Here is a 24,352-nt window from a genome sequence, read left to right as displayed (position 1 = left end):
CACCCTTGCTGTCATCGCCCGAGAGGCTGCGGCGTACTGGATTCCCCGCTTTCGCGGGGAATGACACTGAGGGAGGCGCGCGACCCTCGCGCCTCAGAACAGACTGCCCTGATCCACCGGCTTGGTCGCGCGCTTCGGCGCGGGTTTTGCGTCCTGCGTGGCCGGCTTTGCTGGCGATGGCGTGCGCTTCGCCGCAGGCGCCGGGCGGTCCGCATCCGCCGTCGCGCCCACACGGCCATCGGCGAACTCGATCTCGAGCCGCGCATTCGGCCCGACGCTGTCCGCTGCATGCAGGGGATGGCCGGCCTCATCCCGCACCAGCGCAAAGCCGCGCGCGAGCACGCTGCGATAGGACAGTGCGGAGAGCAGCTTGCCGCTGTTCTCGACGCGGGCATCCAGCCGTTGCAGCAGCGTGACGAGCGCGCGGCTGGCGCGCTCGGCCAGCCGATGCGTGCGCTCGCGCTGGCGCGCGATCGCGTTGCGCTGCGCCTGCGCGTTGGAGAGCTTGGAGGCACGCAGGCGCACCTCCAGTCCGGCGAAGCGGTCGCGCCGCTGCCGCAGCAGCGATCGTGCGGACAGGCCAAGCCGCTCGCCGCACACGGTCAGGCGATGATCGGCCTGCGCGATCTGGCCGTGCAGCACCCGCAGCGTCAGCTTGGCGCTGGCGGCGGTGAACCGCCGGAAATGCGCATGCGTGTTGGCCTTGAGGCAGCGGGGCAGGGATGCGCCCGCTGAATCCAGCCGTTGCCGCGGGATCGCCAGGAGATCGCCGGCCGCCGGCAGCGCGCGCGCGGCGGCGCGCAGCTCGCTGCGGCGGCTCTCCTGCGCGCGCTGCCAATAGGCGCGGGTGCGGCGACCGAGATCGCCGACCTCGACGAACAATTCGCTGCGCACCGGCACCGCCATTTCGGCCGCCGCCGTCGGCGTCGGTGCGCGCTTGTCGGCGACGAAATCGATCAGCGTGATGTCGGTCTCGTGCCCCACCGCCGAGATCAGCGGGATCATGCTCTCGGCTGCTGCCCGCACCACGATCTCCTCGTTGAACGACCAGAGATCCTCCAGCGAGCCGCCGCCGCGCGCGACGATCAGCACGTCGGGCCGCGGAATCTTGCCGCCCTCAGGCAGCGCATTGAAGCCGCGGATCGCGGCCGCGACCTGCTCGGCCGAGCCTTCGCCCTGCACCTTGACCGGCCACACCAGCACGCGGCGGGGAAAGCGGTCTTCGAGCCGATGCAGGATGTCGCGGATGACGGCGCCGGTCGGCGAGGTCACGACACCGATCACCTCCGGCAGCCACGGCAGCAGCTGCTTGCGCGCCTCGTCGAACAGGCCCTCGGCGGCAAGCTTCTTCTTGCGCTCCTCCATCAGCGCCATCAGCGCGCCGATGCCGGCCGGCTCCAGCGCCTCGATCACGATCTGGTACTTCGAGGAGCCCGGATAGGTCGTGAGCTTGCCGGTGGCGATGACCTCAAGCCCTTCCTGGGGCTTGAAGCGCATGCGGCCGTGCACGCCCTTCCAGATCACCGCCTCGATCTTGGCGCTCTCGTCCTTGAGCGCGAAATAGCAATGGCCGGACGAGTGCGGCCCGCGAAAGCCGGAAATCTCGCCGCGGACCCGGACATGGCCAAAGGCGTCCTCGACGGTCCGTTTCAGGGACAGCGAGAGCTCGGAGACGGTGAATTCGGGTGCGTTGAGCAGTTGTTCCGCAGGCGGCATCGGCAAACGATTCGGCATTTGGGGGTCGAACCCGACGTTAAGGATTTTCGCAGCGCGGCGCCAATCCGAGGATTGATCGGGAGAGTACTCTGAATTATAGAGTACTCTATTGATTGATGCGTTCGAGAGACGGGTTATGGCGATGCGGTTGCTGCGAGGCGTTCTGAACCTGTTGAAATGGGGGCTGTGCGCGGTCGGCGCCGTGGCGCTGCTGCTCACCGCCATGATCGCGACGCCGCTGGAGCGGCCCGCGGAGATGCGCTCGGTCTCGGACTCCGCCAAAGGCATCGACTGGTCCACATTGCCAGCCCTGGAACGCTTTCAGGCCCGCGACGGTACCTGGCTCGGCTTCCGGCACTACGCGCCGAAAGGGACGGTGACCGACCGCGGCGCCATCTTCATCCATGGCTCCTCGGCCTCCTCCGCTACGGTCAATCACGCGCTGACCCACGCGATCGCCGCGCGCGGCGTCGAAACCTGGGCGCTCGACATGCGCGGCCACGGCGCCTCCGGCACGCGCGGCGACATCGGCTATGTCGGCCAGCTCGAGGACGACCTTGTCGACTTCGTCGCCCATGTGCGCAAGAGCGCGCCTGATCTGCCGCTGACCCTGATCGGCCATTCCGCCGGCGCCGGCTTCTCGCTGCGGGTCGCCGCGACGCCGATCATGCAGGACATGTTCGTCCGCACCGTGCTGATCGCGCCCTATCTCGGCTACGACGCGCCGACCAACAAGCCGCATTCCGGCGGCTGGGCCAGTGCCGACGTTCCGCGCTTGTTCGGGCTTGCGGCGCTGCGCAAGCTTGGCATCGACTGCTGTTCGCAGCTTCCCGTGCTCGCCTTCGCCGTGCCGCCCAATTCGGAGCGGATCCTGGTGCCGACCTATTCAGACCGCCTGATGCGCAATTTTGCCACACGCGGCTATCGCCTCGACCTGCCGGCGGTGACGCATCCGCTCACCATCTTCGGCGGCGCCGACGACGAGATGATGATCTCCGACAAATATGCCGAGGCCGTGCAGGCCATCAAGCCATCCATCGACGTCAAGGTGATCGAGGGCATCAACCATATGGGCATGGTCACCAATCCGAAGGCGGTCTCGGCGATCGCGGAGGACGTGGCGACGCGTGGGAGCGGTCAGTCATGACGAACCTTGCCGGCACCGTCCATGGCACGCTCGCGGCACTGAGCATCCTGCTCGGATTACTGCAATTCGTCTGGCCGAAGCGCGGTTCGGGACACCGGGCGAGAGGCTATGCCTATGTCTACGGCATGATCCTGGCTGACGCCGCAGCGCTCACGATCTACCGCTTCACGGGGCACTTCAACATCCTGCATGTCGGCGCGATGCTGAACTTCGTCTGGATCGTGCTCGCCATGATCCCGGTGCTGCGCAGTCCACGGCGGCCGGGATGGCATATCCGGCACTATTATTTCATCGGATGGTCCTATATCAGCCTGATGTCCGCAGGCCTGACGCAGCTCGCGACGCGCGTCGTTCCAGTTCACTCGAAGCAGGATGTATGGATGGTGATCGCGGCCGCCTCGCTCGTGACCGTCACGGCGGGTTATGTCCTGATCCAGCGCTATCGGCCCGACCGAACGGTGCCCATCGTCCATGAAGGAGCGCCATCGTGATCGACAGCAAGCAAGCTTCGGACGCGATGGCCGACATCGAGGATACCGTCCGTCGCGTGCGGCAGTCGCAGATCTACCAGGTCTCCAGCCTCGCCCTGCTGATGTGGGGCGTGCTGGCGTTCGTCGGCAACATCGCGGGGTGGTTCTGGCCGCGCTACGGTCTCTATTTCTGGTTCGCGGTATACGCGGTGTCGGCGATAGGTTTCATTGCGCTCAGCGCCTACCATCGTTCGAAAAGCCGCATTCGCGTGTTCGACGGCCGCTACATGCTGACGTTTGCGCTGATCGCCGCCTTTGGAATCTTCTGCTGCTATTTCGGTCACTTCACGCCGCGCCAGCAAACCGTGTTCTGGCCGATCTACATCATGCTGTTCTACATGATGGCTGGGGTGTGGTTCGGCACCGCTTTCCTGGTGATCGGCGCCACCATCATCGCGCTGACGCTGATCGGATATGCCTACGTCCCCGGGATATCGCTGCTGCTGTGGATGGCGGTCGTCAACGGCGGCGGGCTGATCGTCGGTGGCCTCTGGATGCGGCGGAGCTAGAATTGGCCGAGCTCGACGACATCATCCACCAGCCGCTGCGGCTGAAGATCATGGCGGCGCTGAATGCGCTGCCTGCGGAGGTCGGCCTGGAATTCGCCCGGCTGAAGAAGCTGACCGGTGCCACCGACGGCAATCTCGGGGCCCATATCGAGACCTTGGCCAAGGCCGGCTACGTCTCGGTGGATAAAGCGTTCGTCGGCAAGAAGCCGCAGACCACGGTCACGGCGACCGCCGCTGGCCGCGGCGCCTTCACGCGGCATGTCGCGACCTTGCAGGAGATCATTGCGGGGAAGCAGGTTTAGCTGTGCGGTTATTCTGGGGCGTTCCCCTCTCCGCCGTCATTCCGGGGCGCGCCCCTCTTGGGCGCGAGCCCGGAATCCATACTCACGATGGTGGTTATGGATTCCGGCTCGCGGCTTCGCCGCGCCCCGGAATGACGGGGGTGATTGGCTTAGCCCCCTTGAGGCTCGCCGCGATTCGTGCGACCTCCGCCCCCAGCAAACCCCTTATTCTGAGCCTTCGATGCACATTCTCCTGCTCGGTTCCGGCGGCCGCGAACATGCCCTGGCGTGGAAGATCGCGGCCTCCCCACTGGTGACCAAATTCTGGTGCGCGCCCGGCAATGCCGGCATTGCGCGGGAGGCGGAATGCGTGCCGCTCGACGTCGCCGACCACGCGGCGGTGATCGACTTCTGCATGACCAATGCGGTCGCGCTCGTGGTCGTCGGGCCGGAGACGCCGCTGGCGGCCGGCATCGTCGACGATCTCACCGCCGCCGGCATCAAGGCGTTCGGGCCGAGCAAGGTGGCTGCGCAGCTCGAGAGCTCCAAGGGATTTACCAAGGCGCTCTGCACCGAATTCGGCATTCCGACCGGCGCCTACAAGCGTTTCACTAACGCCGCCGATGCGCGCGCCTATGTCCAGAGCCAGGGCGCGCCGATCGTGGTCAAGGCCGACGGCCTCGCCGCCGGCAAGGGCGTGGTCGTCGCCAAGACCGTCGGCGAGGCCGAGGACGCCATCGCCATGATGTTCGAGGGCGCCTTTGGCGAGGCCGGCGCTGAGGTCGTGATCGAGGAGTTTCTGCCCGGCCGCGAGATCAGCTTCTTCGCGCTGTGCGACGGCGAGACCGCGATCCCGCTGGCCTCCGCGCAGGACCACAAGCGCGTGTTCGATCACGACGTCGGCCCGAACACCGGCGGCATGGGCGCCTATTCGCCGACGCCGCTGGTCACGCCTGCGATCCATGACGCGATCATGGCGAAGATCATCCTGCCGACGGTGGCCGGCATGAAGCAGCGCGGCACGCCGTTCCGCGGCATCCTCTATGCCGGCATCATGCTGACCACGCAGGGCCCGAAACTGTTCGAGTTCAACGTCCGCTTCGGCGATCCCGAGTGCCAGGTGCTGATGCTGCGCATGATGTCGGACATCGTGCCGGCCTTCCTCGCTGCCTGCGACGGGGAGTTGAAGCATTTCGATCTGCGCTGGCATCCGGACTCCGCGCTCACGGTGGTGATGGCGGCGAAGGGCTATCCCGGCGACTACCAGAAGGGCACGCGTATCGACGGGCTCGCTGACGCGGCGAAGGTGGAGACCGTCGAGATCTTCCATGCCGGCACGGTCGAGAAGGATGGCGCCATCCTCGCCAATGGCGGCCGCGTGCTCAATGTCTGCGCGCTCGGCAAGACCGTGACGGAAGCGCAAGGCCGTGCCTATCAGGCCATCGACCGCATCAACTGGCCGGAAGGCTTCTGCCGCCGTGACATCGGCTGGCAGGCGGTGGAAGCGGAGAAGGCCAAGAATTAACACGGACTGGCTCGCGATCCCGGACGGCGCGTAAAAGCGCGCCAATCCGAAATCTCGAGGTTTGGTGTCACCGCGCCGCCACATCGACATTCCAGAATGTGCAATCGGCTGTTGGGGTTAGTGGCCCCGCCGATAATACCGCTACTGTGCATGGGGTTGTTTTCGACTTTTTTGTCGGAGCGGTCCCGGGACTGACCAGATAAGGATGCAGAAGATGTCCGATCTCGCCGACCTCTATCCGGGCTTTGCCTCCGAATGGATCGATACCTCCTTCGGCCGCATCTTCGCCCGCGTCGGCGGCAGCGGGCCGCCGCTCTTGCTCCTGCACGGCTTCTCCGAGACGCATGTGATGTGGCACCGCGTGGCGCCGCAGCTTGCCGACGCCTTCACGCTGATCATCGCCGACCTGCCGGGCTATGGCTGGTCGGACATGCCGCGGACCGATGCGCTGCACATGCCCTACAGCAAGCGCGCGATGGCCAAGGCCATGGTGGAGGCGATGGAGCGCCTCGGCCATGTGCACTTCGCGCTGGCCGGCCACGACCGTGGCGGCCGCGTCTCCTACCGCCTCGCGCTCGACCATCCCGGCCGGCTGTCGAAGCTCGCGGTGCTCGATATCCTGCCGACCTATAATTACTGGGAGCGGATGAACCGCGCGTACGCGCTGAAGATCTATCACTGGACCTTCCTGGCGCAGCCCTATCCGCTGCCGGAGACGCTGATCTCGGCCAATGGCGAGTTCTTCCTGCGCTTCAAGATGGCGAGCCAGACCGGGTCGAAGACGCTCGATGCCATCGATGCGCGCGCGCTCGAGCACTACATCGCCCCGTTCCGCGATCCCGCCCGGGTGCATGCGATGTGCGAGGACTATCGCGCCGGCGCCTATTTCGACTACGACCTCGACAAGGCCGATTTCGAGGCCGGCAAGAAGATCACCATTCCGATGCTGGCGCTGTGGGGCAATGCCGGCGTGGCCCAGGCCGCCGCCACTCCGCTCGACACCTGGAAGCAATGGGCCACGAACGTGGACGGCATGCCGGTGGATTCGGGGCACTTTCTCACCGAGGAGAACCCGGACGACACCGCGAGGGCGCTGCGCGAGTTCTTCCTCGCGGATTAGCGTCGCTCCCGAAAGAACTCCCGCAGCAGCCGCGCCGCCTCGCTTTCGCCGACCCCGGAATAGACGTCCGGCGCATGGTGGCAGGTTGGGGAAGCAAAGAACCGCACGCCGGACTCGACGGCGCCGCCCTTGGGATCGGCCGCGCCGTAATAGAGCCGCCTGACCCTTGCAAAGGAGATCGCGCCCGCACACATGGTGCAGGGCTCCAGCGTCACGTAGAGGTCGCAGTCCACGAGACGCTCGCTGCCGATCTTCGCGGCGGCCTCGCGCAGCGCGATGATCTCGGCATGGGCGGTCGGGTCATGGTCGGTCAGCGTCCGGTTGGCGGCGGTGGCGACGACCTCGCAATTGCGGACCACCACGCATCCGATCGGAACTTCGCCCGATTTTCCGGCATTTTCGGCCGCCTTGAGCGCCAAATCCATGAAAGAAGGGGCTTTCATGCCTCGTATCATCGTCAGAAACCTGCTACTAGCTCCGCCTTCAGCAAGAGTGGATACCGATTTTGCCTGAGCATGCGGCTCGGAACGAGCGCGCACAATGCTTTCCGGCTACCCCCTGAGTGAGATTATTCATGCCTCGCGACAGCGACAAAGACAACGAGTCCCGCGGCCGGCGAGGCCCGGCCAAGGGATCATCAAAGGGCCGCAGCGGCAAGCCGCGCGGCCCCGAGAAGAAATTCGCCAAGCGCGGCTTCGCCGGCAAGGGTGATCGCGACGAGCGCCCGTCCCGCGGCGACCGCGAGGGCCGCCCGTTCCGTCGCCGCGAAGAGGGCGATGCCCCGCGCCGCGACTTTAGCGACCGTCCGCGCTTCAAGCGCGACGACCGCGGCGAGGGGCGTGGCGAGCGCAGCTTCAAGCCCCGTGGCGACCGTCCGTTCTCCGAGCGCGGATCGCGCGACGGCGAGAAGCGATCGTTCAAGCCGCGCGGCGATCGCCCTTCCTATGGGCGTGACGACCGTCCGCCACGCAGCCGGGATCGCGACGAGTCCCGCCCCGCCGGCCGGTCCAGCGAGAGGAAGTTCGGCGACAAGCGTCCGTATTCGCCGCGTGGCGATCGTCCGGACCGCAAGTTCGAAGGTGAGCGGAAGTTTTCGCGGGGCGGAGATCGTGGCGAGCGCGGCGATTCCAAGCCGTGGCAGAAGCGCGACGCCGGTCCGCGTGGCGACCGTCCTCGCAAGAACTTTGGCAAGTCGTTCGACAAGGATTTCGGCGGCCGCGACCGCGGCGAGGAAAAGCCCTGGCGTCAGCGCGACGACCGTCGCGAGGGTGGCCGTGGCGAGGACCGTCCGCGCTTCCCGCGGCGCCGCGACGAGGGCGGTGAGGATCGTCCGCGTTTCAACCGTTCGCGCGAAGAGCGTTCCGGTGACGATCGTCCGCGCTTCAGCCGTTCGCGCGAAGGGCGGCCGGAAGGCCGCATGGACTGGCAGGAGCATCCGCGCAGCGAAGGCCGTTTCCGTGATCGTCCGCGCCGCGACAACGAGGACGACAGCAGGATCTTCGAGAAACGCCCCGCCTTCGGCGGCCGCGGCGCCTATCGCGAGCGCGACAGGGATTTCGAGGGCCGTCCGCGCCGCGACGAGGCGCCGAAGCCGAAGAAGGCCGGCGAGCGCATCGCGAAAGTGCTGGCACGGGCGGGGCTCGCTTCGCGTCGCGACGCCGAGGAGATGGTCACGCAGGGCCGCGTCACCGTCAACGGCCGGGTGATCAACTCGCCGGCGCTCGACGTCACGCAGAACGACGTCGTTGCCGTCGACGGCAAGCCATTGCCGCCGCGCGAACGCACGCGGCTGTTCCTCTATCACAAGCCGCGCGGGCTGATGACGACGCATGACGACCCAGAGGGACGTCCGACCGTGTTCGACAATCTGCCCGAAGGCCTGCCGCGGCTGATCAGCGTCGGCCGGCTCGACTTCAACACCGAAGGCCTGTTGCTGCTCACCAATGATGGCGGGCTCGCGCGCACGCTTGAGCTGCCCGACACCGGCTGGCTGCGCCGCTACCGCGTCCGCGCCCATGGCGACGTCACCCAGGCCCAGCTCGACGAGCTCAAGGCCGGCATCGAGGTCGAGGGCGTCAAATACGGTCCGATCGAGGCGACGCTCGAGCGCGACCAGGGCGCCAATGTCTGGCTCGTGTTCGCGATCCGCGAGGGCAAGAACCGCGAGGTGCGCAATGTCTGCGCCCATCTCGGGCTCGAGGTGAACCGGCTGATCCGCGTCTCCTACGGCCCGTTCCAGCTCGGTGAGATTCCCGAAGGCCAGGTCGACGAGATCAAGTCGCGCGTGCTGCGCGAGCAGCTCGGCGACAAGGTGATCGAGAAGTCCGGCGCCGAGTTCGACGTGCCCGCGAAATCCACCTCGCACGACGAGGCGCCGAAGAAGCCGATGAAGCGCGCCGTGATCAACGATCGCAAGGGCCGCCGCGTCGTGGTGCAGCGGACCGGCAGCGAGGAAGCGCGCGAGCGCAACGAGATGGAAGCGAGCGGTTATGGACCGCCGCGCCGTCCCAAGCGCGGCTATCACGGCAAGCGCGATCTGACGCCGCGGGAGGACTGAACTTGCGCGTCGTCGGCGGCAGGTTGAAGGGGCGCAATCTCGCCTCACCGTCCTCGCGCGACATCCGTCCGACGGCGGACCGCCTGCGCGAGTCCGTGTTCAACATCCTCGTGCACGCCTATGACGATCCGATTGAGGACGCGCGCGTGCTCGATCTCTTCGCCGGCACCGGCGCGCTCGGCATCGAGGCGTCGTCACGTGGCGCGAAGTTCACGCTGTTCGTCGACAACGGCGCGGAAGCGCGGGCATTGCTTCGCAACAATGTCGAGGCGCTCGGCCTCGGCGGGGTGACCAAGGTCTATCGCCGCGACGCGACTGATCTCGGCCCCGCGCATCCGGTCGAGCCGTTCTCACTGGTGTTCCTCGATCCGCCCTATGGCAAGGGCTTTGCGGAAAAGGCGCTGGCGAGCTTGCGTGACGGCGGCTGGCTCACGCCGGGCGCGCTGCTGGTGGTGGAGGAGGCGAAGGCCGCGCAGTTCGTGACGCCCGAAGGTTATGAGGAATTGGAGCGGCGCGCTTATGACGATACGGAGTTCGTGTTCTTGAAGACGTCGTAGGTTACGGCTACCGCCGCCCGAACAGCTTCTCCACATCCGACAGCTTCAGCTCGACATAGGTCGGCCGCCCGTGATTGCACTGGCCGGAGTTCGGCGTCTCCTCCATCTCGCGGAGCAGGGCGTTCATCTCTTCCGGCCGCAGCCGGCGGCCGGCGCGCACCGAACCGTGGCAGGCCATGGTGGCGGCGACGTGCATCAGCCGACGTTCGAGAGGAAGCGCCTCGTCCCACTCGGCCATGTGCTCGGACAGATCGCGGAGCAGCCCGCCCGCATTGGTCTTGCCGAGCAGCGACGGCGTCTCGCGCACCGCGACCGCGCCGGGGCCGAACGATTCGATCGCGAGGCCGAACGACGCCAGCTCCTCGCTGCGCTCCAGCAGGCGCTCCACTGTCGCCTCGTCCATCTCCACGATCTCGGGGATCAGCAGGATCTGCCGCTGCACGCCGTTCGTCGCCAGCGAGGCCTTCAGCCGTTCGTAGACGATGCGTTCATGCGCGGCGTGCTGGTCGACGATAATCAGGCCGTCGCGGGTCTGCGAGACGATGTAGGTCTCGTGGATCTGCGTGCGCGCGGCGCCGAGCGGACGGTCGACGAGATCGCCGGCGGGCTGCGCATCGAACCGTACGTCTGCGCTGGGCGCACCGACGTCGAACGCAGCCTGTGCGCGCTCGGCGAAGGCGGGCGCTGCAGCGCCGTCGAATGCCGGCATCGGCGCGACCGGGGCGGCCGGCGACGCCCGCCAGTCCCAGCTTGCGGGGCGCGGCGTGAAGGCGGGCCGGAACGCGGACAACGCGCTCTCACCGCTGTTCGCCGCCGTGCGCCGGCCCTCGCGTGCGAGCCCTTCCTTCAAGCCGTGCACGATCAGCGCGCGCACCAGGCCCGCGTTGCGGAAGCGCACCTCGGTCTTGGCCGGATGCACATTGGCGTCGACCTCGCGTGGGTCGAGCGTGACGAACAGTGCCAGCACCGGATGGCGGTCGCGCGGCAGATAGTCGGAATAGGCCGCGCGCACCGCGCCGAGGATCAGCTTGTCGCGCACCGGACGGCCGTTGACGAAGAGATATTGCCCGAGTGCGTTGGCCTTGGTCAGCGCGGGGGCCGCGGCATAGCCCGCGACGACGACGCCTTCGCGCTCGGCGTGGACCTCGATGGCGTGGCTGCGAAACTCCGCGCCCAGGATATCGCCGAGCCGCGTCAGCCGTCCGGCAGCGCCGGGCAGCGCCGCGGCCCAGGTCACCGGCGCGCGCTCCTCGCCCGCGAGCGTGAAAGCGATATCGGGCCGCGCCATCGCCAGCCGCCGCACCACCTCGCGGATCGCTTCCGCTTCGGTGCGGTCGGTCTTGAGGAATTTCAGCCGCGCAGGTGTCGCGTAGAAGAGATCGTTGACCTCGACACGTGTGCCGTGCGCCAGCGCCGCCGGCATGATGTCGGACTTCTCGCCGCCCTCGACCGTGAGCGCCCAGGCATGCGGCTCGCTCGCATGCCGCGTCGTGATCGACAGTCGTGCGACCGAGCCGATCGAGGGCAGCGCCTCGCCCCGGAAACCGAGCGTGCGAATCTGGAGCAGATCCTCGTCGTCGAGCTTGGACGTGGCATGGCGCTCGACCGCGAGCGCGAGGTCCCTCGCGGTCATGCCGCCGCCGTCATCGGTGATGCCGATCCGTCGCCGTCCGCCGCCATCGGTGAAGACGTCGATCCGGCTCGCACCGGCATCGATCGCATTCTCGACGAGCTCCTTGACCACGCTTGCCGGGCGCTCGACCACTTCGCCGGCGGCGATGCGGTTGACGACTTGCTCTGGCAGTTGGCGGACGGGCATGAACTCGATCTTGGGCTCGAATCTGGAGTCGCTGACGGCGCTATTCTAGGCCGTGTTGCGTCAAAAGCATGTGTTGGGCAACAGCCGCGTGGGGGCCTGGGGAAGAGGACTGTCTATCACATTGAAGACATTGGACGTTCGAGAAAATTGCGCAACGGGCATAGGCCGAATCTCTCGCCGCGGTCGCGATTGTGAGCCGCCGGGCGGCGGTGTAGCATCGTGAAAAAATGGCAACAGGACGGGAGGACGCCATGTGCCATCTCTTCGCGCATCAGCCCCAACGCGACTACGAAAGCCAGACCCGCTCCTTGCGGATCGGCGGCCATTGCACCTCGATCCGGCTGGAAATGGCGTTCTGGGACACGCTGGAGGAAATCGCGGCCAAGGAGAACATGAGCCTCGGCAAGTTCCTGACCACACTCTACAACGAGGTGCTCGATCATCATGGCGAGGTCAACAACTTCGCCTCGCTGCTGCGCTGCTCGTGCCTGATCTATCGCTCGAGGAGCATGGTGCCTGTGCAAGACTTCAAGGCGACGGTGGCGCCCATTCTCGACGCGGCCGAATGACGAGTTCGTAGCCCGGATGGAACGCAGCGCAATCCGGGATTCGTGCCACAAGCGACAGCGGCTCCGGATGACGCTGCGCTCCATCCGGGCTACGAAACTCCATCCGCCGTCATTGCGAGGAGCCCTTGCGACGAAGCAATCCAGACTGTCGCTGCAGAGGGATTCTGGATTGCTTCGCTTCGCTCGCAATGACGAAGAGAGCGGTTTACCAATCGGACCTCAGATCTCCTTCTTCTGCATCGCGCCAGCGATGTAATCCGCCTGCCGGATCGCGAGTGCGACGATGGTCAGGGTCGGGTTGCAGGCCGCGCCGCTGGTGAACTGGCTGCCGTCCGACACGAACAGGTTCTTGACGTCGTGGCTCTGCCCGAACTTGTTGACGACGCCGTCCCGCGGCTTCTCGCTCATCCGGTTGGTGCCGAGATTGTGCGTGCTCGGATAGGGCGGGGTCGGATAGGTCACCGTGGCGCCGACGGCGTCGTAGACCGCAGCGCCCTGCTTGTAGGCGTGCGCGCGCATCGCGACGTCGTTGGGATGGTCGTCGAAATGCACGCTCGCGACCGGCTGTCCGAACTTGTCCTTCACGACAGGGTCGAGCGTGATGCGGTTGGTCTCCTGCGGCATGTCCTCGCCGACCAGCCACATGCCGGCCATTCGCGGATAGCCGTCGAGCGCCGAGGTGAACGAACGTCCCCAGGCGCCGGGGTTGAGGAAAGCTGCCATGAACGGCAGTCCGATCGACAGCGTCTCCATCTCGTAGCCGCCGACGAAGCCGCGCTTCGGATTGTTGGTGGCCTCATCGCGGATGATGCCGGCCATGGTCGTGCCGCGATACATGTGCACCGACTTCTCGAACACGGCGTAGACGCTGCCGGTCATGTGGCGCATGTAGTTGCGCCCGACCTGCCCGCTGGAGTTGGCGAGACCGTCGGGGAACATGGTCGAGGCACTGTTGAGCAGCAACCGCGGACTTTCGATCGAATTGCCGGCAACCGCGACGATGCGTGCCTTCTGACGCTGCATCGCCCCGGTCTCGTCGGCATAGACGACGCCGGTCACCTTGCCGCCGGCATCGTGCTCGATCTTGATCACCATGCTGCCGGGCCGGACCTCCAGATTTCCGGTCGCCTCCCCCTTCGGAATCTCGGTGTAGAGCGTCGACCATTTCGCGCCGGATTTGCAGCCCTGGAAGCAGAAGCCGATCTGCTGGCACGCGCCGCGCCCGTCGCGCGGCTGGCTGTTGATCGCCATGTTGCCGGTGTGCACGGTCTTGTAGCCGAGCTTCTTCGCGCCGGCCTCCATCACCTTGAAGTTATTGTTGCCGGGAAGTCCGGGAATGCCGTTGGTGCGGGTCACGCCCATCTTGTTCTCGGCCTTGGCGTACCACGGCTCCATCTCCGCGAGCGTGACCGGCCAGTCCAAAAGGTTGGCGCCGGGAATGTTGCCGTAGGCGCTCTTCACCTTGAACTCGTGCTCGTCGAAACGCAGCGACGCGCCGGCCCAATGTGTCGTAGACCCGCCGACCGCCTTGACGATCCAGGCGGGAAGACCCGAAAAATCCTTGGCGACGCGCCATGTGCCTGACGTCGTGCGCGCATCGGTCCAGGCCAGCTGTGAAAAACTCTCCCACTCGTCGTTGACGAAGTCGTGGTTCTCGATGCGGGGACCCGCCTCGAGAATGACCACCTTGACGCCCTTCTGCGCGAGCTCGTTGCCCAGCGTGCCGCCGCCGGCACCGGAGCCGACGATCACCACAACGCCGGAGTCGTTCAGATCGAATTTTGCCATATGCGTTCTCCCGAACCGTTGAGTGCGATCAAGCCTTCGGCAGCCAGTCGATATCGGCGAAACCGCGATTGATGTAGCCGCCGTGCTCGGCGGAGGAGCCTTCGTAGCCGAACCGCGGCCAGACCTCTTTCTGGTTGTAGAGGGAGACGACGAGGTCGCCACGCACCTTCTGGAAGAAGTCGCTCTGCTCGATCTCCTTCAGAAGCACGACGCGATCGGCTTCCCAGGGCACCTCGGCGTAAGCCAGCTTGTGGCGATCGTGCGCATTCTGATCGAGCCGCGCGATGCCGTCGTTGATCAGCGATTTGACGGCGGGATCCTTGGCAGCCTTGCCGTCCCATGGCTTGATCGCGGTGATGTAGTAGCTGTCGCCGAGCACGTCGTGTGGATAGATGTCGCGTGCGACCTTCAGCAGCGTCTTCATGGTTGCCGGCGAGAGTGTGCTCGCCTCATCGGCCCAGGCATCTTCGATGCTGACGGCGACGCTACTCGCGACTGCGACGACCGGCACGGCCGTCGCCGCGCCCTTGAGAAAGACGCGGCGGCTGTGCTTGCTTCGACGATCGATTTCTCTCATGGCATTCCTCCGTGGATTTTTGTGATTTGGATTTTTGTGATTTGGTCAGTTGAAACGTCCGCCTCGCTGGATCACCTCGATCTTGTAGCCGTCGGGATCGCTGACGAAGAAGAAGCGCGCCAGCGTCCGGCCGTCATGCTTGAAGTCGCGCAGGGGACCAGGTGCGAGCTGCTCGCGCTCGAAGCGGGCATGCTCGGCATCGAGATCCTCGACCACCACGGCGAGATGGCCGTAGCCGTCGCCGAGCTGGTACGGCTCCTTGCGATCGAAATTCACCGTCAGCTCCACCTCGAAAGGTGAGGAGGGATGACGCAGATAGATCAGCGCGAAATCCGCGAACTTCAGATGGTCGGCGACTTCGAGGCCAAAGGCGCGCCGGTAGAAATCGAGCGATCGCGCCTCGTCGAGCACGCGGATCATGGAGTGGACCGGCTTTGCCATTCAGTTCTGCTCCTTGAGGTAAGCGATGATGGCGGCGCGCGTCTCCGGCTTCGCCTGCCGGTAGGCCATGACCACGCCGGGAATGACGGCTTGCGGATTGGTCAGCCATGCGTCGAGCCTGGCCTCATCCCAGGCGAAGTCCGCTTTGGCGAGGTTCTCGGAATAGCGGAAGCCATCGACCTTGCCGGCGGGCCGGCCCACGATCTTCAGCAAAGGCGGGCCTTGCCGTAGCGGTTCCGACAAATTCGTGGTGTGGCACACCACGCATTGCTGCTTGAAGAGCGTTGCGCCATCCGGAGGTTTTGCCGCCGGCAAGGGCATTTGCGCGTCGGCAACCCGCACCACCAGCACCACTGCGGTGCACAATCCCAACACGACTGCGCGCATCGCCAAGAACCCGCCCATCCACCTCGAAGTCAGCGTGCGCAAACTCTAGGCGGCGTCAGACATGCGGTGGTAGTAGCGGGCTGTTTCGCGGCAGGCAGGGTGCTCGCGAGTCGTTGTGTTCCGCGCCGCCGCATATGAGGAGCGCAATTCCGCGAAACCGCCCAGAAATCCCTAAACGATGACCACACGATGCGGATTGCATCACGACCGCGCCGTTCGAACGCTCTCCGCGATGAACTGGTTCGGTGCATGTGAGCGGCGCAGAAAGCGGCCGAACCGTTCATCGCGAAAAAATCCAGGAGAAATGGATGAAGTTGGTGAAGACCTCTGTGATCGCATGCGCTCTCTCGGCCCTCGTCGCGGCGCCCGTTTTCGCGCAAGGCACCTCATCTGGCGCCAAGCCGGGTGGCACTGTGCAAAGCAAGCCCATTCAGGGGGGCATGTCAGGCAGTGGCGATGAGGAAATGGGCGCGCAGCAGGGAGCTGCGGGCGACAAGATGGGCATGAAGTCGACCAAGGGCACGAAGGGTGCGGTCGGCACCACCGGCAGCGCGACGCACAAGGGCACGGCCGACGATTCCGCCACGGGCGGTGCTGCGACCGGCAAGCGCTACTGACGCCACACTGTGAAATGGCCAATCTCCGGTCGCCTTGCGGCCGGAGATTTTCTTGGCGGTCTGGAGCTTTGATTCTGATTGAATCAGAACCGAAGCGCCAGATCCTTGTTTTGACGCGTTTTCTTCACGCGAACCGGGATCCACTTCGCTCCAAAGCGCGATGAGATTGGGATGAATCGTCATCGCGCTTTAGGTTGTTGTTTGAGCATGATCTCCGCGCAAACGCGTTCCGCGTTTGTCGCGAGGGAAAATCGCTCCACACTTTTCCGGATCATGCTCTAATCGTCGAAACCGCGCCCGCGCTTTGCCTTGATGTCGCTACGGCGCTTCTTGCCTTCGAGCCGGCGCTGCTTGGACGCGAAGGTCGGCCGGGTCGCGCGCCGCGGGATGGGGCGCACCATCGCCTCGCGCAGCATCTCGGTGAGGCGATCGATGGCATCCTGCCGGTTGCGCTCCTGGGTGCGGAAGCGCTGCGCGTGGATGACGATCACGCCGTCCTTGGTCATGCGCTGGCCGGCGATGCGGGCAAGCCGGATGGCGGCATCCTCGGGCAGGGTCAATTTGCGCGTGTCGAAGCGCAGCTGCGCCGAGGTCGCGACCTTGTTGACGTTCTGCCCGCCCGGGCCGGAGGCGCGGACAAAGCCGATCTCGATGTCGTCCTCGTCGATGACGAGATCGCGGGATATCCGCAGCATGGTGGCACCATTCGTGATGCCCGGACATATCGCGGACGCCTGAATTCGGCAATGGCGCATCGTCGCAAACGCAAATGGCCGGGCGAGCCCGGCCATTTCAGGAAACGTAGGGGACGTCAGTTCGACTTCGGCGTGGCTGCGGCCGGCTGCGCGGCGGCCTGCGGGGCGCGGCCGACGACGACGGTGAGGAGGCCCTGGCCCCACAGGCGCTTGGCGGCCGCCTTGGCGTCGTCCAGCGTCACCGCGTCGACGATGGCGTTGCGCTTCTCGATATAGTCGATCGGCAGCTTGTCCTGCTGGTACTGCAGCAGCGCCTGCGCGAGCTTGGAGGAGGTGTCGAGCGCCAGCATCTGCGAGCCCTTGAGGTAGGACTTGGCCTCGTCGAGCTCCTTCTGCGTCGGGCCCTCCTCCGCGATCCGGCGCACCTCCTTCTCGATGGCGTCGATGGTGTCGCCGGCGCGGTCGGCGCGCGTGCCGGTATTGCCGATGAAGACCGCCGAATGCTCCATCCACAGCAGCGATTCGAACACCGAATAAGCCAGCCCGCGCTTCTCGCGGACCTCGCGATAGAGCCGCGAGGACAAGCCGCCGCCGCCGAGGATGTGGTTGACGACATAGGCCGCCATGAAGTTCGGATCGCTGCGCTTCACGCCGGGGCCGCCGAAGGTGATCACCGTCTGCGGCACGTCGAGCGTCACGAAGGCGCGTTGCGGCGGCTTTGCGGCCTCGACGTCCGGCACCGGCGTCAGCTTGGCCTTGGCGGGCAGGCTGCCGAAGGTGTGGTCGAGCAGCTTGCCGAGGGTGGCCGGATCGACGTCGCCGACGACCGCGACCTTCAGCCCATCCTTGGCGAGCACGCGGCCGACATAGTCCTTCATGTCGGCGACCGTGATGGTCGGCACGCTGTCGAGGTTGCCGTTGGTCTGCCGCCCGTAGGGATGGTCGCCGAAGGCGACCTCCAGGAATTTGCGGCTCGCCAGCGATGTCGGGTTGGTCGTCTCGCGGCGCAGGCCCGAGATGACCTGCGAGCGGATGCGCTCGACATCGACAGTGTCGAAATGTGGCGAGGTCAGCGCCATCCGGAGCAGATCGAAGGCCTCGTCCTTGTTGTCGCGCAGCATGCGCAGGCTGCCGCGGAAGGTATCGCGGTTCGCGCTGAAGCTGAGCTCGATGGCGCGGCGGTCGAGCCGCTCGTGGAAGGTCTTGGAGTCGAGATCGCCGGAGCCCTCGTCGAGGAGATCGCCGACCAGATTGGCGACGCCCGGCTTGTCCTTGGGATCCTGGGCCGAGCCGCCCGCAAAGGAATATTCCATCGCGATCAGCGGCACGGTTGCGTCCTGCACGAACCAGGCCTCGATGCCGCCCGGCGAGGTCAGGTGCTGGATTTTTGCGGCTGCCTGCGACGGCGACGCCGTAACCAGCGCCAGTGCCGCGCCGGTGGCAAGGGAGAATGCAACGCGTCGAAGGAAGGAATAAGTCACGAACGCTTCTCCTCGCGCTTGGCGGTGGCGGTGTCCTTGATCAGATAGCCCGTCACCGAGCGCTTCTTCTCGAGCCATTTCTGCGCAACGGCGCGAACCTGCTCGGCAGTGACCGCGCGGATGCGGTCGGGCCAGCTCCTGATGTCCTCGATCGACAGGCCCGTGGTCAGCGCACCGCCATACCAGCGGGCCAGCACCGCCTGATTGTCCTGGGCGTAGATCGCCTCCGCGATGAGCTGGGTCTTCACGCGCTCGAGGTCCTCGGCGCGGATCGGGTTCTGCGCGACGTTGGCGATGACGCCGTCGACCGCTTGTTCGACTTCGGCGAAGCTGACACCGGGTTTCGGCGCGGCCGAGATCGCGAACTGGGTCGGGTCGAGCGAGATGCTCGAATAGCTGGCGCTGGCGGAGACCGCGAGCGGCTTGTCGACGACAAGGGCGCGGTAGAGATAGGAATTGCTGCCGCTGCCCATCAATTGCGCGAGCACGTCGAGCGCCGCGCTCTCGCCGGCGGCGGCCGTGGTCGCCGAGGGCACCAGATAATAGCGCCGCATGCTCGGCTGCTCGACGCGCGGGTCCGCCAGCGTGACGGTGCGCGGTGCGGCCGGCTCCGGCTCCTGCGGACGAACGCGCCGCGCCGGGATGGCGGGCTGGGCAGGGATCGAGCCGAAATTGCGCTCCACCAGCGGGCGGATTTCGGCAGCGTCGACGTCGCCGGCAATCACGAGGATCGCGTTGTTCGGCGCGTAGAAGCGGCGGTAGAAGGCGAGCGCGTCCTCACGGTCGAGCTTCTCGATCTCCTGATGCCAGCCGATCACCGGCCGGCCGTAGGGATGGTTGAGATAGAGCGCAGCCATGATCTGCTCATTGAGCCGCGCGTCGGGATTGTTGGCGACGCGCATGTTGTACTCTTCGAGCACGACGTCGCGTTCGGGCAGCACGTTCTCGTCCTTGAGGATGAGGCCGGTCATGCGGTCGGCCTCGAACTCCATCATGGTCGGCAGCTGCTCTTTCGGCACGCGCTGGTAGTAGTTGGTGTAGTCGACCGAGGTCGAGGCGTTCTCGTTGCCGCCGACGCGGAGCACGGTCTGGGAGAATTCGCCGGCCGGATGCTTCGAGGTGCCTTTGAACATCAGGTGCTCGAGGAAGTGTGCGAGTCCGGATTTGCCCGGGGTCTCGTCGGCCGAGCCGACCTTGTACCAGATCATCTCCGTGACCACGGGGGTGCGGTGATCCGGGATCACCACGACCTGCATGCCATTGCCGAGCGTGAAGCTGGCGGGCGGGGCCGATGTGACCGTGGTCTGGGCGAGAGACGCGCCGGCCGAGAGCACACTCGTCGAAAGCAGCGCGGCAAGGAGGCAGGCAGCCGATCGGTAAGAGGACATCATCATCCTTATGAAGGGCCGAGGTCCGGATGTCCGGCTCGGAGGCACGGCATGCTACACCGTGCGGCTGAGGCTTCGCGTCACGAAGCAGAGAACTCAACGCGTAGGCAAGTTACTGATAGGCAATTTATGACTGCGCCGGACATCCATGAGGCGCCGGCGCCAGTTCCGCGCCTGCCGAAACGTCGCGGCGGGCAGGAGCGCTATCGCTCCTTCTCCTTGCCGGACAGGACGTCGAAATAGGTTCGCTTCGAATTATCCGGCCCGGAGCCGTAGGCGTAGTTCGGCGACGGCGTCTGATATCCCGGCGGCGGCTCCACCAGCGATTGGCGTGGCGGCTCCGACGTGAACTGCTTGGACTCGGGGTCGCTCCCCTTGAAGAGTTTCCACAAGCCGCCGGTGTATCCGAGTTGGGCGGGGCTGAGCGTCGGGTTATTGGTGTTGTTGCCGGGCTGGACCGGGTCGTTGCTCTGGCGGGACGGCGCGGCCGTCTTGCCCGCGTTCAACTCGGCCGGCGAGAGCGGCCGGGCGGCTTGCCAGGTTTCAAACGGCTTGCTCGACTTCTTCCGCGCGTCGATGGCCTCCTTGCGGCGCTTCTCGTCGGGGTCCTTCGGCCAGTTTGGCGCGGCCTTGGCCTCGGTTGCGGCGGGCGGCGGCAGGTCCAGCTTGGGCGGCACAACGAGAGGTGAGCGCTCGCGGTACTCGATGCCGGGCTTTTCCATGCTCTTGGCACCGAGACCGGACATCAGATTGTCGATGAGCTTCTCTTCGAAGGTCATGTCGTCATCGTCGTCGTCATCAGCGGCGCGGGCTGCGCCTGTCGACATGACGAGACCGACACCGAGCGCGACAGCACCCAATTTCAATGCCCGCCAGAACCCCCACCGGGGGTCTCGAACCATCGCACTGGTCTCGGAGCTGCGCATCACTGTACCTGTTCCAAATTGTGGCAGATTGCCGCGTCGCGCGCGGCTTAACCCTCGCAAAAACAGGGTTTTCGGCCGCCGGCCCCTATCGGCCGGGATCAGGGCGCTTTTGCGGCGGGTACCCCCAGGAAGGAATCATACAATAGGGCTGCCACCCCAGCAACGATGGCCACGTCCGCCAGATTGAAGACGTACCAATTATAGGTATTTCCGCCGATTTCGATGTGGAACAGGGCGAAATCGACCACCGCACCATAGGCGAGGCGGTCGATGCCATTGCCGATGGCACCGCCGATGATCAGCCCCAGCGCGATGGTCGCAAGCAGGGTGTGCGAGCGCGCCATCCAGATCGCGAGCGCGACCACCGCAATGGCCTTGACCGCCATCAGCGCGATCTGCGCCGCCTGGCCGTCGTTCTGGAGCCAGCCGAAGCTGATGCCGATGTTCCAGGCCAGCACCAGGTCGAAGAACGGCGTCACCCTCACCGCGCCGCGATGGGCGAGGTCGAATACGTTCAGGAGCCAGAGCTTCGAGGCCTGGTCGAGGACGACCGTGACGATCGCCGAGATGATGCCGGCGCGGAGGGGGCTCATGGCCGGGGATCAGACCCCCACCCCCAGCGCTTTCCATTCGCGCAACGCCTGCGCGTCGCGCGGGGTGACGTCGGGATATTCGGGGTCTGCGCCGACCATCACTGAGATCTTCCAGGAGCGGGCGCATTTGGTGCCAACCGCCTTCTCGACCACGACCGCGACGCCGGGCACGGCATCGAGACGGAACGCGCTCTCCGGCGCCTCGCCCTCGCGCACCTCGTAGTTCGAGGTGATGCAGACCTCGGCGAGATCGACGTCGAACAGCGTCGCCAGCATGCCGCGGTCGGCGACATAGATGACGGGCGAGGCCTCCAGCGACGAGCCGATGTTCTTGGCGGCGCGTTCGAGCTCGAGCGCACCGGTGACGACGCGGCGGACGTTGCGAATGGTCTCCCATTTCGCGGCGAGCTTGTCGTCGCGGAACGTCTCGAGATTTTCCGGGAACAGCGTCAGATGCACCGACGGCTCGGCGTTCGGCCGGAACATCCGCCACGCCTCGTCGGTCGTGAAGCTCAGGATCGGCGCGAGCCATTTCAGCAGGGCATCGCACAAGAGCTCGATCGCGGTGAGCGCCGCCTTGCGCGCCACCGAGGACGGCGGATCGCAGTACAGCGTGTCCTTGCGGATATCGAAGTAGAACGCCGACAGATCGGAGTTCATGAAGGCCGAGAGGCTTGCGACCACGGTCTTGTAGTCGAAGGCGGCATAGGCCTTGCGAACGGTCTCGGCATGGCCGGCCAGTTCGTGCAGCATCAGCCGCTCGAGCTCGGGCATGTCGGCATAGGCGACCTTCTCGCTCGCCTTGAAGTGATGCAGCGTGCCGAGCATCCAGCGGATCGAGTTGCGCAGCTTGCGATAGGTCTCGATGGTGTTCTTCAGGATCTCCGGGCCGATGCGCTGGTCGTCGGCATAGTCGGTGGCGCAGACCCACAGGCGCAGGATGTCCGCGCCCGAATCCTTGATCACCTTCTGCGGCTCGACGGTGTTGCCGAGCGACTTCGACATCTTGCGGCCGTTCTCGTCGAGCGTGAAGCCGTGGGTGAGCACGACGTCGTAGGGCGCACGGCCCCGCGTGCCCGCGCTTTCCAGCAGCGAGGAATGAAACCAGCCGCGATGCTGGTCGCTGCCTTCCAGATACATCACGGTGTCGCTGCCGCCGTCGATCTTGCGGACGATGTTGCCGAGCTGCGGGAAGTTCTGCCGGTCCTCGAGCACGAAGGCATGCGTGGAGCCGGAATCGAACCAGACGTCGCAGATGTCGTCGACCTTCTTCCAGTCTTCGCTCGCGCGTTCCCCAAGGAAGCGCTCACGGGCGCCGTCCCTGTACCAGGCGTCGGCGCCTTCCTCCATGAAGGCTTCGGTGATGCGCTGGTTGACGATTTCGTCTTGCAGGATTTCCGCCGAACCGTCGCCCTTCTCGCGCACGAACACGGCGATCGGCACGCCCCAGGCGCGCTGGCGCGAGATCACCCAGTCCGGACGATTGGCGATCATGCCGTTGATGCGGTTCTCGCCCGCCGGCGGCACCCATTGCGTCACCGAAATCGCGCGCAGCGCGCGGGCGCGCAGCGTGTCGCCCTTCTTCGCGTGGCCGCTCTCGCTGATGTCCTTGTCCATCGCGATGAACCATTGCGGCGTGTTGCGGAAGATCACCGGCTTCTTCGAGCGCCAGGAATGCGGATACTGGTGCTTGAGACGGCCACGCGCGAGCAGCATGCCTTTTTCGACGAGCGCCTTGATCACGGCCTCGTTGGCATCGCCCTTCTCGCCCTTGTCGTTGAGGACGCGTTTTCCCGTGAAGCCGGGGGCCTGCGCGGTGTAGGCGCCGTTCTCGTCGACGGTGTAGGGGATCGTGGTGTTGATGCCGCGTGTGTCGAGCTCGCGCGCATGGGCCGTCCAGGCATCGAAGTCCTCGCGGCCGTGTCCGGGCGCGGTGTGGACGAAGCCGGTGCCGGTGTCGTCGGTGACGTGATCGCCGGCCAAGAGCGGAACGATGAAGTCGTAACCGCCGGCAAAGCCTTTCAGCGGATGCGCGCATTCGACGGCATCCAGCGTGTCGCCGGGGATGTCGCGCACCTTCTTGTAGGCGGTGACGCGGGCCTGCTTGAACACGCTTTCGGCCAGCCCATCGGCGAGGATCAGCAGATCACCGGTCCTGGCCCAGTTGTCGGCGGGCGCGTCGGTGACCTCGAACAGGCCGTAGGCGATCTTCGGCGAGAACGAGATGGCGCGGTTGCCCGGCAGCGTCCATGGCGTGGTGGTCCAGATCACCACGGCGGCATTGGCGAGTGCGCCATGCGCCGGCGAGGTGACCGGGAATTTCACCCACACCGTATCCGAGGTGTGGTCTTCGTACTCGACCTCGGCTTCGGCCAGCGCGGTCTTCTCGACCACGCTCCACATCACCGGCTTGGAGCCGCGATAGAGCGTGCCGTTGGCCGCGAACTTCATCAGCTCGCGGGCGATCTGCGCTTCGGCCGGATAGCTCATCGTCTGATAGGGATGGTCCCAGTCGCCGATGATGCCGAGCCGCTTGAATTCCTCGCGCTGGACGTTGATCCAGTGCGTCGCATAGGCGCGGCACTCCTTGCGGAATGCCACCATTGCGGCGGAGTCGCGGAAATCCGGCTTCTGCTTGCCCTTGGAGCGGTAGTTCTCCTCCTCGATCTTCCATTCGATCGGCAGGCCGTGGCAGTCCCAGCCCGGCACGTAGTTGGAATCGAAGCCGAGCATCTGCTGGCTCTTGGTCACGACGTCCTTGAGGATCTTGTTCAGCGCGTGCCCGATATGGATGTTGCCGTTGGCATAGGGCGGGCCGTCATGCAGCACGAATTTGGCGCGGCCCTGAGCTTCCCGGCGCAGCTTGTCGTAGAGGCCGATGTCGTTCCAGTATTTCAGCAGCTCCGGCTCGCGTTGCGGCAGGCCGGCGCGCATCGGGAATTCCGTCTGCGGCAGGAACAGGGTCTTCGAATAGTCTTTGACTTCAGACTTTTGGGACTTTTGCGGCTTTTCGGACATGAGGCTGACTGGCTCGGAAGGGCGCGGGAACGGATGGCGATGCGGAATCGCGGGGTGAAACGACAACATCCCGGTCTTGCGCCGAGCCTTTAGGCTCAGGCGGAAGCCGGG

Annotated in this window: 23 protein-coding genes; 10 read left to right on the top strand and 13 right to left on the bottom strand. The window is 65.7% G+C overall.

Going from position 1 to position 24,352, the window contains the following annotated elements:
* Nucleotides 1-93: 93 nt before the first annotated feature.
* Nucleotides 94-1,734 (bottom strand): exodeoxyribonuclease VII large subunit, encoded by a 1,641-nt coding sequence (gene xseA / locus GPL20_RS05665; protein WP_157328523.1) that lies wholly within the window; start codon nucleotides 1,732-1,734, stop codon nucleotides 94-96.
* A gap of 118 nt (nucleotides 1,735-1,852) precedes the next feature.
* On the opposite strand from xseA, the gene GPL20_RS05660 reads away from it, so the two are divergent.
* The 6 genes from GPL20_RS05660 to GPL20_RS05635 all read left to right on the top strand — a co-directional run bounded on the left by GPL20_RS05660 (nucleotide 1,853) and on the right by GPL20_RS05635 (nucleotide 6,828).
* Entirely contained in the window at nucleotides 1,853-2,863 is a 1,011-nt protein-coding gene (locus GPL20_RS05660) for an alpha/beta hydrolase (protein WP_167532907.1), read from the top strand.
* Nucleotides 2,860-3,354 (top strand): DUF2306 domain-containing protein, encoded by a 495-nt coding sequence (locus tag GPL20_RS05655; protein ID WP_157328521.1) that lies wholly within the window; start codon nucleotides 2,860-2,862, stop codon nucleotides 3,352-3,354. The genes GPL20_RS05660 and GPL20_RS05655 overlap by 4 nt, the downstream gene beginning before the upstream one ends.
* Nucleotides 3,351-3,902: a hypothetical protein gene (locus GPL20_RS05650; RefSeq protein WP_254126389.1), complete on the top strand. Its 552-nt coding sequence runs from the start codon at nucleotides 3,351-3,353 to the stop codon at nucleotides 3,900-3,902. Before GPL20_RS05655 ends, GPL20_RS05650 begins: the two co-directional genes overlap by 4 nt.
* Nucleotides 3,903-3,904: 2 nt before the next feature.
* Complete coding sequence (locus GPL20_RS05645; protein WP_157328519.1) at nucleotides 3,905-4,204, top strand: winged helix-turn-helix domain-containing protein; 300 nt, start codon at nucleotides 3,905-3,907, stop codon at nucleotides 4,202-4,204.
* 220 nt (nucleotides 4,205-4,424) lie between these two features.
* Nucleotides 4,425-5,708, top strand: a complete 1,284-nt coding sequence (purD, locus tag GPL20_RS05640) for a phosphoribosylamine--glycine ligase (RefSeq protein WP_157328518.1) — start codon at nucleotides 4,425-4,427, stop codon at nucleotides 5,706-5,708.
* 214 nt (nucleotides 5,709-5,922) lie between these two features.
* Nucleotides 5,923-6,828 (top strand): alpha/beta fold hydrolase, encoded by a 906-nt coding sequence (locus tag GPL20_RS05635; RefSeq protein ID WP_157328516.1) that lies wholly within the window; start codon nucleotides 5,923-5,925, stop codon nucleotides 6,826-6,828.
* Here GPL20_RS05635 and GPL20_RS05630 read toward each other — a convergent pair.
* Nucleotides 6,825-7,283 carry a nucleoside deaminase gene (locus tag GPL20_RS05630; protein WP_157328861.1) on the bottom strand — a complete coding sequence of 153 codons (459 nt, stop codon included), beginning with the start codon at nucleotides 7,281-7,283 and terminating at the stop codon, nucleotides 6,825-6,827. The two genes, GPL20_RS05635 and GPL20_RS05630, sit on opposite strands and share 4 nt — an antisense overlap.
* A gap of 119 nt (nucleotides 7,284-7,402) precedes the next feature.
* On the opposite strand from GPL20_RS05630, the gene GPL20_RS05625 reads away from it, so the two are divergent.
* Both GPL20_RS05625 and rsmD read left to right on the top strand, forming a co-directional pair.
* Nucleotides 7,403-9,385 carry a pseudouridine synthase gene (locus GPL20_RS05625; protein WP_157328514.1) on the top strand — a complete coding sequence of 661 codons (1,983 nt, stop codon included), beginning with the start codon at nucleotides 7,403-7,405 and terminating at the stop codon, nucleotides 9,383-9,385.
* 2 nt (nucleotides 9,386-9,387) lie between these two features.
* Nucleotides 9,388-9,942, top strand: coding sequence for a 16S rRNA (guanine(966)-N(2))-methyltransferase RsmD (gene rsmD / locus GPL20_RS05620; protein WP_157328512.1), 555 nt, complete (start codon nucleotides 9,388-9,390; stop codon nucleotides 9,940-9,942).
* Nucleotides 9,943-9,949: 7 nt separating this feature from the next.
* Here rsmD and mutL read toward each other — a convergent pair whose 3' ends face one another.
* Nucleotides 9,950-11,761 (bottom strand): DNA mismatch repair endonuclease MutL, encoded by a 1,812-nt coding sequence (gene mutL, locus GPL20_RS05615; RefSeq protein ID WP_157328510.1) that lies wholly within the window; start codon nucleotides 11,759-11,761, stop codon nucleotides 9,950-9,952.
* Between the two features lie 251 nt (nucleotides 11,762-12,012).
* Between mutL and GPL20_RS05610 the strand changes: the two genes are divergently transcribed.
* Nucleotides 12,013-12,330: a ribbon-helix-helix domain-containing protein gene (locus tag GPL20_RS05610; protein ID WP_157328508.1), complete on the top strand. Its 318-nt coding sequence runs from the start codon at nucleotides 12,013-12,015 to the stop codon at nucleotides 12,328-12,330.
* Nucleotides 12,331-12,549: 219 nt separating this feature from the next.
* On the opposite strand, the gene GPL20_RS05605 is transcribed toward GPL20_RS05610, so the two are convergent.
* From GPL20_RS05605 to GPL20_RS05590, 4 genes are read right to left on the bottom strand one after another with little or no spacing between them, the layout of a single operon-like run.
* Nucleotides 12,550-14,118, bottom strand: coding sequence for a GMC family oxidoreductase (locus tag GPL20_RS05605; RefSeq protein WP_157328506.1), 1,569 nt, complete (start codon nucleotides 14,116-14,118; stop codon nucleotides 12,550-12,552).
* 28 nt (nucleotides 14,119-14,146) lie between these two features.
* Nucleotides 14,147-14,695: a gluconate 2-dehydrogenase subunit 3 family protein gene (locus GPL20_RS05600; RefSeq protein ID WP_157328504.1), complete on the bottom strand. Its 549-nt coding sequence runs from the start codon at nucleotides 14,693-14,695 to the stop codon at nucleotides 14,147-14,149.
* Nucleotides 14,696-14,740: 45 nt separating this feature from the next.
* Nucleotides 14,741-15,136 (bottom strand): VOC family protein, encoded by a 396-nt coding sequence (locus GPL20_RS05595; protein WP_157328502.1) that lies wholly within the window; start codon nucleotides 15,134-15,136, stop codon nucleotides 14,741-14,743.
* Nucleotides 15,137-15,523, bottom strand: a complete 387-nt coding sequence (locus tag GPL20_RS05590; protein ID WP_205751140.1) for a c-type cytochrome — start codon at nucleotides 15,521-15,523, stop codon at nucleotides 15,137-15,139.
* Nucleotides 15,524-15,831: 308 nt separating this feature from the next.
* Here GPL20_RS05590 and GPL20_RS05585 point away from each other — a divergent pair, with 308 nt between their 5' ends.
* On the top strand, nucleotides 15,832-16,140 hold the full coding sequence (locus GPL20_RS05585; RefSeq protein WP_157328498.1) for a hypothetical protein: 309 nt from the start codon (nucleotides 15,832-15,834) through the stop codon (nucleotides 16,138-16,140).
* A 278-nt stretch (nucleotides 16,141-16,418) separates the two neighbouring features.
* On the opposite strand, the gene arfB is transcribed toward GPL20_RS05585, so the two are convergent.
* The 6 genes from arfB to ileS form a co-directional block, all read right to left on the bottom strand.
* Nucleotides 16,419-16,835 carry an alternative ribosome rescue aminoacyl-tRNA hydrolase ArfB gene (gene arfB, locus GPL20_RS05580; RefSeq protein ID WP_157328496.1) on the bottom strand — a complete coding sequence of 139 codons (417 nt, stop codon included), beginning with the start codon at nucleotides 16,833-16,835 and terminating at the stop codon, nucleotides 16,419-16,421.
* Between the two features lie 116 nt (nucleotides 16,836-16,951).
* Nucleotides 16,952-18,316, bottom strand: coding sequence for a M16 family metallopeptidase (locus GPL20_RS05575; RefSeq protein WP_254126387.1), 1,365 nt, complete (start codon nucleotides 18,314-18,316; stop codon nucleotides 16,952-16,954).
* Complete coding sequence (locus GPL20_RS05570; protein ID WP_373568291.1) at nucleotides 18,313-19,707, bottom strand: M16 family metallopeptidase; 1,395 nt, start codon at nucleotides 19,705-19,707, stop codon at nucleotides 18,313-18,315. The genes GPL20_RS05575 and GPL20_RS05570 overlap by 4 nt, the downstream gene beginning before the upstream one ends.
* Before the next feature lie 200 nt (nucleotides 19,708-19,907).
* On the bottom strand, nucleotides 19,908-20,630 hold the full coding sequence (locus GPL20_RS05565; protein WP_157328860.1) for a hypothetical protein: 723 nt from the start codon (nucleotides 20,628-20,630) through the stop codon (nucleotides 19,908-19,910).
* A gap of 98 nt (nucleotides 20,631-20,728) precedes the next feature.
* Nucleotides 20,729-21,223: a signal peptidase II gene (gene lspA / locus GPL20_RS05560; protein WP_157328490.1), complete on the bottom strand. Its 495-nt coding sequence runs from the start codon at nucleotides 21,221-21,223 to the stop codon at nucleotides 20,729-20,731.
* 9 nt (nucleotides 21,224-21,232) lie between these two features.
* Entirely contained in the window at nucleotides 21,233-24,241 is a 3,009-nt protein-coding gene (gene ileS, locus GPL20_RS05555; protein WP_157328488.1) for an isoleucine--tRNA ligase, read from the bottom strand.
* Between the last annotated feature and the right edge of the window lie 111 nt (nucleotides 24,242-24,352).

The sequence above is a fragment of the Bradyrhizobium cajani genome, assembly GCF_009759665.1.
Taxonomy (GTDB): domain Bacteria; phylum Pseudomonadota; class Alphaproteobacteria; order Rhizobiales; family Xanthobacteraceae; genus Bradyrhizobium; species Bradyrhizobium cajani.
Note: the sequence above shows the minus strand (reverse complement) of the source record. Positions and strands in the feature narration are given on the sequence as shown.